The 15,145-nt window shown below is 31.9% G+C and carries 23 protein-coding genes; 2 read left to right on the top strand and 21 right to left on the bottom strand.

Features of this window, described 5'->3' with window-relative positions; translation table 11 throughout:
• Nucleotides 1-29: 29 nt before the first annotated feature.
• The 7 genes from T335_RS0112275 to T335_RS0112245 form a co-directional block, all read right to left on the bottom strand.
• A complete protein-coding gene (locus T335_RS0112275; protein WP_242837296.1) occupies nucleotides 30-572 on the bottom strand; it encodes a GNAT family N-acetyltransferase in 543 nt (180 codons plus the stop codon).
• Nucleotides 573-630: 58 nt separating this feature from the next.
• Nucleotides 631-885: a YkgJ family cysteine cluster protein gene (locus tag T335_RS0112270; protein WP_026477818.1), complete on the bottom strand. Its 255-nt coding sequence runs from the start codon at nucleotides 883-885 to the stop codon at nucleotides 631-633.
• A gap of 372 nt (nucleotides 886-1,257) precedes the next feature.
• Complete coding sequence (locus tag T335_RS21685) at nucleotides 1,258-1,803, bottom strand: GNAT family N-acetyltransferase (RefSeq protein WP_051569293.1); 546 nt, start codon at nucleotides 1,801-1,803, stop codon at nucleotides 1,258-1,260.
• Between the two features lie 112 nt (nucleotides 1,804-1,915).
• The gene (locus T335_RS0112260; RefSeq protein WP_026477817.1) at nucleotides 1,916-2,380 is read right to left on the bottom strand and encodes a GNAT family N-acetyltransferase; all 465 of its coding nucleotides are present in this window, start codon (nucleotides 2,378-2,380) and stop codon (nucleotides 1,916-1,918) included.
• A 172-nt stretch (nucleotides 2,381-2,552) separates the two neighbouring features.
• Nucleotides 2,553-2,870, bottom strand: a complete 318-nt coding sequence (locus T335_RS0112255) for a MazG nucleotide pyrophosphohydrolase domain-containing protein (RefSeq protein ID WP_026477816.1) — start codon at nucleotides 2,868-2,870, stop codon at nucleotides 2,553-2,555.
• A 32-nt stretch (nucleotides 2,871-2,902) separates the two neighbouring features.
• Nucleotides 2,903-3,472, bottom strand: a complete 570-nt coding sequence (locus T335_RS0112250; RefSeq protein WP_026477815.1) for a hypothetical protein — start codon at nucleotides 3,470-3,472, stop codon at nucleotides 2,903-2,905.
• Entirely contained in the window at nucleotides 3,465-3,962 is a 498-nt protein-coding gene (locus tag T335_RS0112245; RefSeq protein ID WP_026477814.1) for a hypothetical protein, read from the bottom strand. Before T335_RS0112245 ends, T335_RS0112250 begins: the two co-directional genes overlap by 8 nt.
• Nucleotides 3,963-4,426: 464 nt before the next feature.
• On the opposite strand from T335_RS0112245, the gene uvsE reads away from it, so the two are divergent.
• Nucleotides 4,427-5,389 (top strand): UV DNA damage repair endonuclease UvsE, encoded by a 963-nt coding sequence (gene uvsE, locus T335_RS0112240; RefSeq protein WP_026477813.1) that lies wholly within the window; start codon nucleotides 4,427-4,429, stop codon nucleotides 5,387-5,389.
• The gene (locus T335_RS0112235) at nucleotides 5,367-5,597 is read left to right on the top strand and encodes a DUF3888 domain-containing protein (RefSeq protein WP_026477812.1); all 231 of its coding nucleotides are present in this window, start codon (nucleotides 5,367-5,369) and stop codon (nucleotides 5,595-5,597) included. The genes uvsE and T335_RS0112235 overlap by 23 nt, the downstream gene beginning before the upstream one ends.
• A 141-nt stretch (nucleotides 5,598-5,738) precedes the next feature.
• Here the strand turns inward: T335_RS0112235 and T335_RS0112230 are convergent, their stop codons facing one another.
• From T335_RS0112230 to T335_RS0112165, 14 genes are all read right to left on the bottom strand, one after another.
• Entirely contained in the window at nucleotides 5,739-6,290 is a 552-nt protein-coding gene (locus T335_RS0112230; RefSeq protein WP_026477811.1) for a hypothetical protein, read from the bottom strand.
• 79 nt (nucleotides 6,291-6,369) lie between these two features.
• The gene (locus T335_RS22300; protein WP_156943684.1) at nucleotides 6,370-6,510 is read right to left on the bottom strand and encodes a hypothetical protein; all 141 of its coding nucleotides are present in this window, start codon (nucleotides 6,508-6,510) and stop codon (nucleotides 6,370-6,372) included.
• Nucleotides 6,511-6,540: 30 nt separating this feature from the next.
• On the bottom strand, nucleotides 6,541-7,161 hold the full coding sequence (locus tag T335_RS0112220) for a class I SAM-dependent DNA methyltransferase (RefSeq protein WP_026477810.1): 621 nt from the start codon (nucleotides 7,159-7,161) through the stop codon (nucleotides 6,541-6,543).
• A gap of 15 nt (nucleotides 7,162-7,176) precedes the next feature.
• A complete protein-coding gene (locus T335_RS0112215; RefSeq protein ID WP_034328429.1) occupies nucleotides 7,177-7,995 on the bottom strand; it encodes a VanW family protein in 819 nt (272 codons plus the stop codon).
• A gap of 9 nt (nucleotides 7,996-8,004) precedes the next feature.
• Nucleotides 8,005-8,415: a GNAT family N-acetyltransferase gene (locus T335_RS0112210; protein WP_207640674.1), complete on the bottom strand. Its 411-nt coding sequence runs from the start codon at nucleotides 8,413-8,415 to the stop codon at nucleotides 8,005-8,007.
• Between the two features lie 135 nt (nucleotides 8,416-8,550).
• Nucleotides 8,551-9,075, bottom strand: coding sequence for a GNAT family N-acetyltransferase (locus T335_RS0112205; RefSeq protein WP_026477807.1), 525 nt, complete (start codon nucleotides 9,073-9,075; stop codon nucleotides 8,551-8,553).
• Between the two features lie 60 nt (nucleotides 9,076-9,135).
• On the bottom strand, nucleotides 9,136-9,636 hold the full coding sequence (locus tag T335_RS20610) for a GNAT family N-acetyltransferase (RefSeq protein WP_034328426.1): 501 nt from the start codon (nucleotides 9,634-9,636) through the stop codon (nucleotides 9,136-9,138).
• Between the two features lie 434 nt (nucleotides 9,637-10,070).
• Nucleotides 10,071-10,298, bottom strand: coding sequence for a hypothetical protein (locus T335_RS0112195; RefSeq protein ID WP_026477806.1), 228 nt, complete (start codon nucleotides 10,296-10,298; stop codon nucleotides 10,071-10,073).
• Between the two features lie 183 nt (nucleotides 10,299-10,481).
• Entirely contained in the window at nucleotides 10,482-10,667 is a 186-nt protein-coding gene (locus tag T335_RS0112190; RefSeq protein WP_026477805.1) for a hypothetical protein, read from the bottom strand.
• Nucleotides 10,668-11,049: 382 nt separating this feature from the next.
• Nucleotides 11,050-12,198, bottom strand: coding sequence for a hypothetical protein (locus tag T335_RS0112185; protein ID WP_026477804.1), 1,149 nt, complete (start codon nucleotides 12,196-12,198; stop codon nucleotides 11,050-11,052).
• A gap of 66 nt (nucleotides 12,199-12,264) precedes the next feature.
• Nucleotides 12,265-12,762, bottom strand: coding sequence for a GNAT family N-acetyltransferase (locus tag T335_RS0112180; protein ID WP_026477803.1), 498 nt, complete (start codon nucleotides 12,760-12,762; stop codon nucleotides 12,265-12,267).
• 121 nt (nucleotides 12,763-12,883) lie between these two features.
• The gene (locus T335_RS0112175; protein WP_026477802.1) at nucleotides 12,884-13,831 is read right to left on the bottom strand and encodes a DUF5050 domain-containing protein; all 948 of its coding nucleotides are present in this window, start codon (nucleotides 13,829-13,831) and stop codon (nucleotides 12,884-12,886) included.
• 49 nt (nucleotides 13,832-13,880) lie between these two features.
• A complete protein-coding gene (locus tag T335_RS0112170; protein ID WP_026477801.1) occupies nucleotides 13,881-14,444 on the bottom strand; it encodes a class I SAM-dependent methyltransferase in 564 nt (187 codons plus the stop codon).
• A gap of 415 nt (nucleotides 14,445-14,859) precedes the next feature.
• Nucleotides 14,860-15,145, bottom strand: a 286-nt coding sequence (locus T335_RS0112165; RefSeq protein ID WP_026477800.1) for an IS3 family transposase, incomplete at its 5' end; no start/stop codon positions are given.

Genomic DNA, 15,145 nt, shown 5'->3' with positions numbered 1-15,145 from the left:
TAACGTCTTACTTCCCTCTTACCAATCATTTATCTACCTTCCCTTGAGATTTTATATAAAACGTGTTTCCTAAGGGAATGATCCTCTGGAAGATTAGGATGCATAAATTCACCGGCTTTTTTCATATTAAGCTTCTCCATAACCTTAATTGAACGCTGATTTTCTTTGGCGGTAAAGGAAACAATCTCTGGAATTCTCAACAAATTAAATGCAAATGCCAGACAGGCTTGTGCTCCTTCTGTTGCTAGCCCCTTTCCCCAATGTTGGTAGGCTAATCTCCAACCAATTTCAACACATGGAGTAAAACTAGCTTCAAAGTTTGGCCTACTAAGGCCTATAAAACCAATAAACTCCTTTTTTGATAATAAATCTACTGCATAGAGCCCAAAACCATTTTCATTTGTTTTCTCTTCAATTTTTTTAATCATTTCTTCGCTTTCTTGCTGAGAAAGAAGTTTTGGAAAGTACTCCATTACCCGTGGATCTTGATTAATTTTACTAAAGGGAATGAGGTCAGCGTCATTCCATCTTCTTAACCCTAGTCTTTTAGTTTTCATAATATAGGTTTCCATTTTAGTTGATAACCTCCAAATTTAGAAATTAACATAATATAATTACCGACAACCATATTTAAGGTTTAGTCACTTCTTCTAGTGTCTTAAGATAATCCATTGCTTCCTGATCACTAAAACCACACATATCTTCTGTTGGCTTCAATTCAATACATACCTTTGGCCTCTCTGGTGTCCCAAATAACTTACATAAATGACCTTCTGTCAGTTGAATACACCTAACCCCAGCTGGTTTTCCCTTTGGCATACCTGGTATAGGTGATGAAATTGATGGCGCAATACAACAAGCTCCGCAACCCTCTCTACAATTCATTTAATCGTCTCCTGTTCCATAAATAATGTGAAATTCTTAATACGAATTTCTTCCTACAACACTAGAATAATAAAATATCCATTTCATATCCATAATTATTGAAGAGCTTCTATTTAAGCATATCATATCTTAACTAGAAACTACAGAGTAGATAAGCTTAAACTTCTAGTGATCTACTAAAAGAAATTAAAGAGAGATGCTTCAATTTAAAATCCATAGAGTATTAGCCTTTAAATTGATCAATGGGCTATTATCTATGGATTATCAATCATTATCTATAAATCAAAATTATAAAATTAAATTAGATTAAAAAGTTAAATTAGATTAAAATAGTTTAAATCAAAGTTATACCAATAGAAGAAATCTAATCCATTATATGTTTTCCTTAGCTAATTTCCTTTTATAATTAATCTGTAACCAATCTTCTCGCTTTAACTCCCAATAGGATTCCTTTGGTTCTGCAAACTCAGCTGGTATAGTCTCCTTAAGTCCACATCTAGCAAATAATTTCTTAGCTTTGAAGTTTCCATTAGTTGGCTCTGCCCATACACTAAGTATATTTTTTTCATTTTCGAATATGTGATTAATCATCGAAATAAAAGCTTTAGAAGCTAATCCCTTTCCCTGGGCCGTTGGTAAAAATTTTATATCTAAACCTGCCCTTTTATATTTAACATCTATATCATAATATAGCTCACCACAGAATCCCACCTCTTGATGATAAACAACAAAATGATAAGCCCAATCTCTTAAGCTAATATTACAGTACCATCCCCATATATGGGAATCTGTCATGTTTAATCCTTTGGGGAACCCCACCCACTTCATCACTTCTCCATTATTCCAAAGTACTAGAATTTCTTTTAAGTTTTCTTCAGTCGTTTTTTTGATAATGACTTTATCATCTATACTATACACGTGGTATCCCCCTTGTTGATAAAACTTTTATTCTGTCATAAAGTTCTGTGGCTATTCAAATATCATATCTTATGAATTGAATGAATCATAAAAAAAAATAGCTGTATTAATTTTACACAAAATCAATGGATAATCTGATCATGTCCCTGCACTGAATTCCATTTTCTAAAATTTCATCTTCGTAATATCTGACAAAATAGTCCCTCTCAATAGACTTAATTCGAAAACCACATTTTTGATATAGGGCTAATTGGCTGATACTAGAATTCCCTGTTCCAACCTCTATTGTCTTATAGCCAGCCCTTTTTACTCTTTCTATAGCATCTTCTACTAACATTTTTCCAATACCATTACCCTGATACCCCTCATCAACGGCAATATTAACTAACTCCATGGTAAAAGGCCGAGTATTTATCAGCACATATACCCCGACAGGTCTACCTTCTACATCAATAACATAAATGCTGCCTCTCTCAACACAATCAGCAACACTTTCATGAGAAGGATCAGCCAATAGTAAAAGGTCATATGGTATGTCCAATTTACGATTTAATTGATAGATCTCTGTTTTATTCATAATCATTTCTCCCAATCCATTAATTTATTTGTGTATTAATTTTCCTAGACCATATTAATTTTTTTATACACTATTACAAGAATTAAACTTCTCTTACACCATTTTAGACTGTAGTTTCAATAAAATTTGTCGAAGTTTGTATGAAATATTATTTTTTTTAATTTTTAATCTTCTAGGCGTCTGAGGCTATATGTCCCTTTTCCTCCATCCTTTTTTTATACTTATCCAATACCACTATTAAAGATTTTTCTAAATCGATACTAGTCATATTTGCTATTGTAATTAAGGAGAACAACACATCTCCTATTTCCTTTTCCCACTCATCAGATAAAGCTAATGATTTTTTACCATAATTACTTCCCTTTAATACTTCCTTTGCCAACTCTCCAACCTCAGAGACTAAATCTAAAACCCTAACCTCAACAGTTGCATCAAGATTATTATTTTTGATAAAAACCTCAACTTTATTTTGTATATCTTTTAATTCCAATTTGACACCTCTTCTCTTATTACTATATAGAATTATCTAGATTGATCTATTTCTTCTTCATAAATTAAAGTACCCTTATAATCAAAAGCAAGGAGCTTCAATGGGATATAAGGCGAAAGTTTCTGGTCCCAATGAAAGATAAATAGCCCTTCCTTTACTTCAGCAGCTAAATGCTGAATCTCATCTTCATACATAAGGACTAGTTGAAGTTTAACAATACTGGGGTCCCTTATATAACCAAACACCCTTTTAATTTCTTGATCCTTTCGCAGACTCTCAGTTTTTCCAAAACTATAGCTAAAAGCCTTATTTTCGTCTATCTCCAATGGTGAAAATGTATCTTCTGGGTACCACTGCAATAATTCCCTTCTCGTACCATGGGCAGTTACCCAATTTTTATATCTAGCAAGGTAAATTTTAATAGTACCATAATCAATTTCTTCAATAATTTCTGAGGGTCCAAAATAAAGAGCTGCCTCTGCTACTCTAAAGGCCTCCTCTGAAGAATTTTTACCGTTAAAAAAAGGAGATATAACCAGAGTAACCATTATCAAAAGGACGACAAATATCCAATGTATGATCTCTTTTCTCCATCTAGTCATATAAAGTCACCTCTCCTACAGGTAACTTAATCTCCATTCTTCTATCAAAAGCTTCATAAACTAACATTAAATATTCAATAGCAATAGAATCCTTAGGTTTTTTAAAAGCAATTAAACCTTCATGCCCCCTTAGACCTAAAGAACTTTTATTGACATCATTCGACTTTTTATACTCTATACCCCTATTGTCGAAAAACCTCAGTTTATCGTCGGGAAAGCCATAAAAAACATTAGCTACATTTGTCGAATATCTTATATAGACTAAATCATCGGTATAAATTAAACGCTGAACAATAAATGAACTCCCATCTAATTCACCCTTAATTTTGTATTCGACAACTTCTGCCCTTCCATCCTTAACCATTGCCTTCATCTCTTCATCATAATATTTTCCGTTGGGAAACCTTAGTACCAGTCCAGGTATAATAGCCATCACACAAACAAATATTATTGCGGCTCTAACGATTCCTGTAACTTGCATTGCTTTCATTTAAATCACCTTTTTCTACTCAATTAGTCATTACATACCTAATTATTACCAAAGTAGAAATTTTTACAACTAATTTACGTTATTTGATATTATACTCAAAGTCCTGGCCTAAGAATTTATCTCACTATAGAATATACAGCCTATTTATCTGAGCGCATCTTTGTTTACAAGTATTACCTTTTTAAGGAGCTACTTCTTTTAACTATAAACATTCAATATCTAGTCAAAATTCCCTCTATGTCTCGGCCAAATTCCCCTAATTTATCTGGATATTTTTATCAGGGGACTTGATATCACTTCTATATAATTCACTCCTATAGAAGACAAAATTATAGTTAATTATACAACTGTCTACATTTTTTCCTTATAATCACTTGATAATATGTATCAATTAATAGTGGTAAATTTATTAAAAGTTATTAATTTTATTATTATGGGGCAAATTATTTACGGAGGTGTCTCTTATGAAGATTAGACTAGGATATGTAGCTATTGCTTTAAATTTACAAGATGGTTCTCCTAATAAGACAATCACTTATAAACGTTTCTCAGAATTACCCGACGATGAAGTCAAATTATATAAATTGCAGTCAATCACGAAGGAAAACTTAGAAAGGACTCGTAGAATATTAATCTATAATAAGGCCCATGATATAATCCTTTATCGATTTACTTCAAAGTTAGTTCCATTAGTTACCCATGAAGAGGTCTTCGATTGGGACTATATTCAACCCTTTGAAGAACAATATAAAAATCTAGGTAACTTCATTAAGGAAAAGGGCCTTCTAGTTAGTGCCCATCCCGATCACTTTACAATTATTAATACCCCTAAAAAAGATGTTCTTGCCTCATCCCTAAAGGACCTAGAATATCATGTCAAAATTTTTGAAGCGATGGACTTATCTCCTAAGGAAGCAAAACTTGTGATCCATGTGGGGGGTACCTATGGCAGTAAAAAGAAAGCGATAGAACGCTTCATTAGTCAATTTAAAGAACTTGACCCAAGATACCAAAGTCGCATTATATTAGAAAATGATGACAAATCCTTTACAGCTCGAGAAGTACTCTCAATTTGCCAAGAACTTTCCATACCGATGGTTCTAGATATTCACCATCACTTCTGTAACCATCATGGAGAGAATTTAAGCGATTATTTAGAAGCAATTTTTAATACTTGGAATAATGAAACTCGACCACCAAAAATCCATGTCTCAAGCCCTAAGTGTGAGAAGCAAATTAGAGCCCATGCAGATTTTGTAGATATTAATTTTTTAATGGAATTTATTAATAGTGCCAAAACATTAGATAGGGATTTTGACATTATGGTAGAGGCCAAACAAAAAGACCTTGCCTTACATCAATTAATGAAGGAATTTGAAACCATTGAAGGAGTGGAAATTCTTAATGGAGGGGCTATTAAATTATAAAAAGACCCAAGGGTTACCTCGAACTTTCTATTTTATTATTGATATTGAGTTAGTGCCTTATATTGGTCCTCACAATAGTGTTGGAATTGACCAAATAACCCTGATTGTTGAGGGATCATGTGATGTTGAAATAGTAGATTTTAGACATATAAAAGACTTTATAAGGGACTTTCCTGTAATATTTTCTCTAACGAATAATCATGATTAATCTAAGAAAGCTTGAAATCCATTTTATAAAATAACTGTTAAAACAACTAGGGATTAACCTAAATGCTATCTAAGTTAATCCCACCATTAATTACTTAGGTTGAACAGTGTCTACAGCATTATAGAACTTTTATTCCAAATTCTATCTTACTTCCTTAACCTTCCAAAACTCATTAAATTTACCTACAATTAATGTGGTAAAAGTTGGCTCTGTAGCACCAGCAGAAGTCCCCCAGTAATACTTTAGCTGTACCTCAAAAGTTTCTTCATCTAATTTTTTTCTATTGATTTCTTCGTAGTCAGTTAACCAAGGACTAGAGCCACCAATAATCCAAAATTTATCAGTAGGTTCTCCTCTTTCATTAATTAATTTTGCCTTCTGTTCAGGAGAAGCTACCCCATATTGATAGACACCATTTCTAGTTCTCTCTGCCTCTACCCATAGTTCAACAACTTTATCAATGGAGGTTGTCCCCAACTGATCTATAGCCTGTTGAAAAAATGAAATTTGACCTTTACTCTGTTGCAGGTCTATCTGTAACATATAGGGTTCATTATATGGATCACTTGCTTGAAGATTAAGATCCATAATCTCTTCTTCTTGATAATTTAAGTTAATACCGTATCCATAATTCATAATTATTAGTACCATCGTAATACTTATCAAAACTACAGTTCTAACAATACCTTTCATAACTAATCATATCCTTTAAGTCATTTTATTGTAGCGTTAGTATTTGTAATTTTAAGTTTTTTTATAAGATTTCTTTGTTTTAAAGTATGTCTCGATTTTTTAACTCTATTATTGCGTCTCGAACTGCTGCCTTAATGACAAAATAAAGAATAATAGCTGGAATCAACGAATACAGCAACATCACGCCGATACCAGAAAAAAACATATTAAATGCATTCATTGTAAGACCTCCTTCGTTTTAAGCAATCCATTATACCCACAACTCTAAAACACCACCACATATGGAGATTTGTGTGTAACGTGATTTAAAACCGGTTTCCTTTAACATATCTATAAAGCTCTCTGCAACAATGTAATATTCATCTGAATCCCATTCTTCACCTACTTCTTTTTGACAATTTTCTCGGTCTATGAATTTTTCAAAAGCTACATCTGCTAGAATAATTTTTCCACCCGGTAAGATTAATTCCTTCAACCTATTAATAAATTCAATCTTCTCTTCATCTGTTAGATGATGTAACGCATAAGACGAAACAATATAATTAAACTTCATTTCCATTAGCTCACTACATAACCCTTGGGTGATATCACAACAATAAAATTTTCCATTAGGCATTTTAGTTGAAGCTTCCTCAATCATTTTGGGTGAAAAATCTACACCATATATGGTGGCACCTTTCTTATAAAGTTCCTCAGTTAATAATCCTGTACCAATTCCGATGTCTAAGACCTTCTTATCCTGTGGTTTCTCTACCTTACTGTGAACATAGGCTAAAACTTGATAGTACCCTTCAAAGGGATAGCCCTTAGCCTTGGCAATATCATCATCATATTTTCCTGCCCATTGATCAAAACCTTTATTGTCTAACATATGCTTCCTCCTATTCTAAACTTCACTTGCATTGCCTTCCCCCAAAAATGGCTGATACATCATAATTGCATGATTTTCCGTTATGTACTGATCCTCAGTTATTTCTTTGTTTAAATTATATCTACGTCTATAAATTATATTATGTCTTACGTAGCCACCCCAATGTTCTAAAGTTATTTTATGATCTCTTTCATAAACTTCATAAGATTCTAAAGGTTGGCTTCCCCTTCTCCATTCTCCTATCAGATAATCATCTGTTAAATACACCGTCAATTGATAATCTTCATTTGTTGGATTATAAATTCTTAAGTCAAGATAGTTATACGCACAGGTGGCTCCACTTCCAAAAGGTTGAGTCCTATTAGAATCTGGAAATACATCATAACTATGTCGATGACGTTCTACCACCTCTAAAGGAGTATGGAGGGTCATCCAATAAATTAAGTTAGATAGCTGACATAAACCTCCACCCACTCCAGGTTTAAATCCTCCATAAAATAGCACCATTCCATCCACATATCCTTTGCTACGGCTAGGTTTGCCTATCAGTTTCCAGTAAGAAAATGTTTCACCTGGTTTAATGATAATTCCATTGATCCTTTTAGTAGCAATCTTTAAATTTGTAATTTTATTGTATTGATACCACATATCAACCTCTTTTAACTTTCTTAATAAAGGTGTTTTATGGGTGAAAATACAATAGGGAAGTAATTTATTACTATGGGTCTTAGGAAACTTTGTTTTTCCAAAGTACCACTCTAAATACCGTTTAATTGTATAATAATTTTTACCTAATAGAATTCTATACTTATTTCTTTTAATTGGTCTCATCATCTTTTCTAGTTATCCTCTACCCTCCTGCTGACTATAGTTTCTTACCAACATTCCAGAACTTTTAAACATTCCTAATGATTTATAAAATGGGGTAAGCTCATCATCGCATAGTAAATCTATCATGTAATAATCCTTTAAGGTGTGAAGCATTCTTTTTACTAACTCCCTTCCGATACCCCTACCTTGGTATTCTGGCAACACCTCTAGTAAAGGAATATAAGAAGATAAGGTCTTATCAGATATAGCATTTATAAAGCCCACTACCTCTTTTCCTTCTTCCTTAACAGCAAGCCAAATGTATGTACTATTCTTAAGTATCTCTAGATGTTTTTCTTGAGAAGGTGGATTTGGCCAACCGACAAAAAAGCCATGTAATTTTTCCTTTTCAATATTATCTATACTGTTTATATAATTAATCATATATCTAAAAGCTCCTTTTGATTTACTTTTAGTTTTGGAACAAAGCCTTCCTCAGAGATTTAAAGGATGACTTCGTTGAAACTCATACCTTAAATTTCTCTATATAGAATAATTAAAGTAATACTTTCCTATGGATTATAAAACTAATTCTAAATGAATATCAAGAGGTTCCAATTGAAACAATTCCTCATCTACCTCTTCCGCCAACCTACAACCTACTGACATATAAAAATCCACCGTATTTTTAGATGGTGTGGCAGAAACGTATATTTTCTTTGCACCTCGTTCGATCCCTTCTTCTTTAATCATTTCAATTAATCTTTTAGCTATTCCTTTTCCTCTATAGTTATGACTAACAAACAATACATCCATCTTTAACTGGTCTTTTAGTGAACCCCTAAACTTATTTTCTAATGAGGTAATTCCTACTAATCGGTTTTCATCAAAGGCCCCTATTATAATACCTCCAGTATGATGAAGGTCATATAATCTTTTTAAGATATCTTCTTGTTCTCCGGGTGGAAAACCCATCATGTTATAATACTCCTTTTCTAAAATTAGTTCTCCATTTCTGAAGTAATAAATTTCCTCAATTACTTCTTGGCGATCTATCGTTAAAAATAAATTTATTTCATCATCTTTAACCCTTCTAAACTCCATTTCCCATCCCCCACTTTCTGTAATCACGATTCTAATTAATCCCCTTTACCCATTTATTTTCTAATCAACTAAGCTCTTTGCCATCATCATAGTGGAAGGAATAGCATAAGGTTTGAGCTTAGAATCTTTATAGGCTTTTATTTCAGACTCAACATTAGAAATACATTTAAAACCAAGTTTAGAATAAAAGCTAATTGCCCAATGGGCTTTTTCATGTACTAACAATACAATTTCTTGATAGCCCTCTTTTTGAGAACGAGAAATCAACTGCTTTAAAATTAATTCTCCATAACCCTTTCTTTGGTATGAAGATAAAAAATATAGGGCAGTTAAATATAATGTGGCTGCATCTAGTTTAGTAGTTCCTATAAATCCTATAGGCTCATTTGTTAATTCTATTATGTTTATTGAGTAGGTACTAGGCAAACCCTCTTTCATAAACTTATCAGCCTGTTTATCAAAAGCACCTGGCAAAATATATTGATATAGTTTAGAAGTATTTAAACAAACTAACCTTAAAAAATATTTATCACCATCTGTCGCACTTCTATAGCTCAGCAAATTGTCACCCCTCCCTTAATCGCTAATGAATATGTTTTTTTCACATAGTTCATCAATATTCTACCATTCTCAAAGTAGCTCCTTAAGTTACTTAATATAATTCATTTGAAATATCTTGAAAAAAATGTTAATTCTACTGTACTATTTCTTTTTATATTGAAAAAATTCCTTCTTTTTACATGATTTTCTTGACATCTAGTTACTTAATATAAGTTATTAGATATTTGAGGAAATTGCATCATACCATAACGCTAAATTTATATCTTTTATGAAAGTAGAAACTGTGTAACCCTTTGGGAAAAATTGTGAAAAGTAGATGGCTAGTCTATTAATTTTACGTAAGTATAAACAAAGGGAAGTAAAAATAAGAAATAAAATAAAGATAGATACCATTTAAGTATCTATCCTAAAAAAATGTTATATACCAGTCAACATCATTTCTTCTTATCTAACAATATTAATTCCTTTAAGAGTTCTTCTCTTTCTGCTTTTTCTAATTTTTCTAAAAGTTCATGCCGTTCCAACTTTTGAAGAAGCTGATAGAGTTTTAATATCTCTTCTGCATTCAGATCATCTGCCTTGATACCCATCGCTTTAGCTCTTAGATATTCTAAGGTTATTATCTCTGAAATATTTCTCTCGTTATTTAAGTCTCTCTTCAACTTAATCCCCCCAATGACTGAAAACCGTTATCTTTACCTCTTTATATTATTTATTTGATATTTACGATTTACTTTGCTCTTTAGTATTTATTTAGCTATTTACTATTTTATGCATAAATACTTATTAGGCAGGTCTTTCAGTCTTAAAATCCTTTAAGTACTTTCACTTGTTTATTGGTTTATTTAGTCCTGATCTTTTTTGTCCTTTTCTTTTTCAATTTTTTCTACAACCTTGTATAATTTATCAATGTCAATTTCATCGGATATGAGGGCATTAGCCCTTTCTCTAATTGTCTCTAAGGTTATTTTCTTTTCTTGCGGTTGTTTAATTTTATTAGTTTCCTTCTTTTCGTTGTGATTTTTACTCATTCTAACTCCCCCTAACAATTATCCTTAACAATATATCACCATATGTGTTTATATATATTATAGGGGTTTTTTTACAATTCGTCAACGGAGCTAGAACTTATTTATCTCTTCCTTATATCATTTGGTTTAAGCACCTATCTAGTTTCCTACCCATAGTAAAATCAATCACTTTATGTGTTTTAAACTAAATAGATCAATTACTACTTAAATAAATCAATTACTTAAGAAGATATAGAAGTTGCAATAACAGCACTGGATTTTGTAATGACTTCTAATTTTAAAGTTTAAAACAATAATCCTTCAATAATAGATAAGATATAAAATCAAAATATTTAAGTGGGGGGCGAATAGTGTATTATAGGGTAACTAGTAATATAAATAATCAATAAAACTGATTTTCTAAAAAAACTTTCAATTGACTATAGGTCATGGGGCGAAGGTACATTTCCCTTAAAAATCGCCTTTTCGATTCATTACCTAGTTTTGATGCAGCGCTTTTAAAAAAGTCTAAAGCCACACCATAGGAATATAAATTTGCCCTATAAAATCCATCCTCCTTAGCTTTCGATAGTCTATCTAAGATTTCATTTTCTTCTGCCAACGGATACCTTGTCTTATAATAGTTCAACACCACCTTAAGGGGGGTTCCCATATTCACCTCAATAAAGGCATTGTTCTGAACCATGTGATGTAATTCATCTAATAATAATTCTAACTTCATGTATTCATCTATTTCGTCAGAAAAAATAAAATAAATTAACCCTTCAGCAACACCTTCCAATTGAAATATCTCAGGCCCATAATCTTCTAAACAACCACACACTTCGCTAATTTTTAATTCTCTAATTTGATGTTTCCAAGTACTTAGCTGTAGTGCATGGCCACATACTTCATGTATGATGGCATATTTTAATGAAGCTGGGCTAAAGCTACCTTTGTTTTTATGAAGATTTACCCTTAAAGAGTATCCCTCTTCTTTTATCTTTAAATAATATCCATAAGGAATGTCTTCATTTATACATTCAATCTCTACAGGTTCTTTAAACTTCAGATTTAAATAATCCTCTGCCTTTTTCATCAACCTTACCATTTCTTTACCTAGCTCTTCTTTAAGTTCTTTCTCTTGGTAGGTAATATTATAAAATTGTCTTTTTATCACTTCTGGACTATAGGCTATATTTAATTTCGTAAAAGAATCTTTTATTTCATTGGTAATCGACTGAATTCTTTCCTCACTAAAAAGAAAAGGTTCTACTCCAATTGTCCTTTTTAAATACTCTCTATAATTTAACCTTTCTCCCTTCATATGTTGTAAGTATGTAATGGTTGCCATCATCTTATCAATAATGTATTGATCTTCATCAGTGACGACTTCAAGATTATCTTTATGAGTTTGGAAATCTTCAATTATTTCACCAATATCTACAAAATCCTTCCATCCACCTGTATGCACAAATGATTTTGCCACTTGCTTATTTAAGAATTTTCTACAACCATGAAATGATTTTACAATATCACCATCTCTACCCACTGGCCCTCCCCCTCTTTAATTACATTAGACGAAATATTACAAATATTGTTCGACAAATTGAAACATTTATTTTAATAATTTTCCCATATAATATTCATCAAGATACTGACCTTCTACTAGACAAGATCTTTCCTTAACTCCTTCAATCTTAAAACCCATCCTTTGATAGAGGGCAACAGCTCTTGCATTACAAGTCATTACTGTCAATTCAAGTCTTGTAATCCCTTTTTTCAGTGCCCATTGATCTAGTCTTTCAAACATTGCCTTACCGATCCCTTTACCTCCATAATCCTTTATAATGCCAATAATAATGTAAGCACTGTGGTTAATTCTCTTAGCAAAGCCCCTTTTAGCAGATAAATACCCTACAAGCTTGCCATGATCTTCTGCAAAGATTAACAGAGAATCCTTAATCTGAGCCTCTATTTCCTTTCTTTTTTCTTCGATTGTTGTTTTTCTTTCCCCAACTTCATATAACATATAATTAGACTCCTGATCTAATTGAAATAATAAATTTAAAAACCCTTCTGCATCTGATGGTTGAGCTTCTCGTAAAGTTAACATGTTAGTCTCCCCTGTTCAAAATGTTATGATAAATGTGATAGCGTAATAAACCTTAAGCTTGATAGTCAACTCTTAAAGAAACATAAAGGAGAACTTTTAAAAGAAATTCTTCACTAGTCAGCTAATTTCCAATTGTATCCAGTTCACTTCCATCAAGGTTTATCTTTTTAAGCTGAAGTTCACTGTTATATTCCCCTGCATAAAAATAAATATAATCATCTATAATATGCAAATGCCTAGCTAAGCCATTGTATAAGATTTCTTTCTCTTTAGTTTCAGTATTAATTCTATAAAGATAAGCATCGTTTTTTTCTGGGTTTCGGGCAAAAACATACACCCATTCATCTTTAACATTCATTTGTCTGTTGAATTCCATTTCATCAGATTCTGTTACTATTTCTTTATTTCTGCCATCATGACTAATTCGACTAAGGTTATTATTATCGAAGTAATAAATCCACTTTTTATCCATCACTATTTTATCTATAGTGTCATCTGCAAGTACTTCTTTTACCTTTCCGTCTGTGCTTACTCTATTAATAGTAAAGTCCTCATTATTAATATAATAAATCCAATCTTCTATTAAATGTAAAGATGTAGCATAAAATTCATCTATAATCTTAATAGTCTCACCACCCGACTTACTCATTTTATAGATACCACCATCTTGAAATGAAACCGAAAAATATAGGTAGTCCTTTGACAAATTAAGATTATTTGCATTTATGCTAATTAACTTAGTATTATTACTGCCATTTTTACCCATTCTATAGATCCCTTGTTCAGCACCTGTAGGAATAACATAGTATAGCCAATCTCCATCGACAATTAAATTAATAAATGTATTCCCTTCTAACAACTGATCAATATTGCCATCCTTTGAATCTAATTTAAAGAGTCCAGCATGATTCCAATTTGAAAAATAAATACTCCCTTCATCTCCATAAAATAAACCAACGTTTGAGCTATTTGACAAGCTATTTCCATCTGCAACCATATCATCCCCACCAATACTACACCCACTTATTAGAAAGACAACCATAAGCATAATTACTACTAACCTTTTCATAGAGTAACCCCCTTATCATTATTAATCCTAATTAAGATATAAGCTGTTTTTATAATCGCTGAAAAATATACCCATCTAAAAATCCTCTTTCATCTTGGTATACCTCATGTTTTAATAGCTTTAAGTCCTCAAATTTTTCCATTAACTCATTTTCTTCTAAGCAGAACCTACGTGGAAACCCATTTTCTTCAGATTGTCTATAATTAAAGGTATTAATTAGTAAAATTCCTTCTCTCTTTAATAAGTTAGGAAGAAGGATCAATATATCATCACTTGGTTTAAAATGGTTTACAATAATATTATTATATCTACCTAATTCACTCACCGCTTTATGATTAGATAAATCTATGAGTTTTTGAGAGATCGTAAGGTTATTATTAGAAGCAAAGATTTCAAGACGATTTAGACCTTCTTCTGAAAAATCTACACCTGTTACAGAAAAACCTACTTTGGCTAGATAAACCGAATTACGTCCATCCCCACAAGCTAAATCTAATACAGTTCCCTTTTGAAGTAAATCAATGTTTTCCACTATAAAAGATTCTGGAGCCATTAATTCGTCTCCTCGTTCTTTAAATTTACGATTCCATTTTGCCCTTTCAGTAAATAACATAATGCTAGCCTCCTTAACTAATCTATTATAATTTTTATTGTTATATACTTTGGTCTTTTTTCGTAAATTAAAGCAGAATATTTTTTAAGCTGCATTTTATAATTTATTTCACTAAGCTGGTTGACAGTTATCATGTCCAACTACTCTTATATATTGTGAGAAATTTTCCTACTCTATTACTTTTCTACCATAATTACCATATTATATCATTCGATGACTAATTATATCATTTGATTTTCAGTTTTACAAATATAGTAAACTAACTGTTCATAGATTATGGAGACCTGAGGAAGTGGCAGTGCTTCAAGTTTAATATCTAATATTTTTGAGACATAAAAACACCCCAAAAATTAGATTTTTAGTCTAATTTGAACTGCACCCTGTCAAGTAGACATTGGAAATAATAAAAACTAATTTAAGCGGCCATAGCTCGAAATTCCATCGGGCTAAGGTCGCTTAATTTCTTTTGTAATCTCTTATGATTATAGAAATGAATGTATTCATCTATTGCCTCATTTAGATCCTTGAAGGTATTGTATTTATTGAGATAATACTTTTCACATTTTAGAGTTCCAAAAAAACCTTCCATTGGCCCATTGTCAATACACTTTCCTACACGTGACATACTTTGCGTCATTCCCGCTGCTTCTAATTTATGTTTAAACCCATTTGAAGTGTATTGGTATCCACGGTCACTATGA

The sequence above is a fragment of the Alkaliphilus transvaalensis ATCC 700919 genome (assembly GCF_000621485.1).
Classification (GTDB): Bacteria; Bacillota; Clostridia; order Peptostreptococcales; family Natronincolaceae; genus Alkaliphilus; species Alkaliphilus transvaalensis.
The sequence above is the reverse complement of the archived record's forward strand: the minus strand, read 5'-3'. Positions and strand labels throughout refer to the sequence as shown.

Coding starts and splice junctions, on each gene's coding strand:
- T335_RS0112230 (WP_026477811.1), bottom strand. CDS start 6,290: ATGAAAGGTATTGTTAGAACTGTAGTTTTGATAAGTATTACGATGGTA.
- T335_RS0112210 (WP_207640674.1), bottom strand. CDS start 8,415: ATGATTAATTATATAAACAGTATAGATAATATTGAAAAGGAAAAATTA.
- T335_RS0112275 (WP_242837296.1), bottom strand. CDS start 572: ATGGAAACCTATATTATGAAAACTAAAAGACTAGGGTTAAGAAGATGG.
- T335_RS0112175 (WP_026477802.1), bottom strand. CDS start 13,831: ATGAAAAGGTTAGTAGTAATTATGCTTATGGTTGTCTTTCTAATAAGT.
- uvsE (WP_026477813.1), top strand. CDS start 4,427: ATGAAGATTAGACTAGGATATGTAGCTATTGCTTTAAATTTACAAGAT.
- T335_RS0112170 (WP_026477801.1), bottom strand. CDS start 14,444: ATGTTATTTACTGAAAGGGCAAAATGGAATCGTAAATTTAAAGAACGA.
- T335_RS0112260 (WP_026477817.1), bottom strand. CDS start 2,380: ATGAATAAAACAGAGATCTATCAATTAAATCGTAAATTGGACATACCA.
- T335_RS0112245 (WP_026477814.1), bottom strand. CDS start 3,962: ATGAAAGCAATGCAAGTTACAGGAATCGTTAGAGCCGCAATAATATTT.
- T335_RS0112270 (WP_026477818.1), bottom strand. CDS start 885: ATGAATTGTAGAGAGGGTTGCGGAGCTTGTTGTATTGCGCCATCAATT.
- T335_RS0112250 (WP_026477815.1), bottom strand. CDS start 3,472: ATGACTAGATGGAGAAAAGAGATCATACATTGGATATTTGTCGTCCTT.
- T335_RS0112180 (WP_026477803.1), bottom strand. CDS start 12,762: ATGTTAACTTTACGAGAAGCTCAACCATCAGATGCAGAAGGGTTTTTA.
- T335_RS22300 (WP_156943684.1), bottom strand. CDS start 6,510: ATGAATGCATTTAATATGTTTTTTTCTGGTATCGGCGTGATGTTGCTG.
- T335_RS0112205 (WP_026477807.1), bottom strand. CDS start 9,075: ATGGAGTTTAGAAGGGTTAAAGATGATGAAATAAATTTATTTTTAACG.
- T335_RS0112190 (WP_026477805.1), bottom strand. CDS start 10,667: ATGAGTAAAAATCACAACGAAAAGAAGGAAACTAATAAAATTAAACAA.
- T335_RS0112220 (WP_026477810.1), bottom strand. CDS start 7,161: ATGTTAGACAATAAAGGTTTTGATCAATGGGCAGGAAAATATGATGAT.
- T335_RS0112215 (WP_034328429.1), bottom strand. CDS start 7,995: ATGATGAGACCAATTAAAAGAAATAAGTATAGAATTCTATTAGGTAAA.
- T335_RS0112235 (WP_026477812.1), top strand. CDS start 5,367: ATGGAGGGGCTATTAAATTATAAAAAGACCCAAGGGTTACCTCGAACT.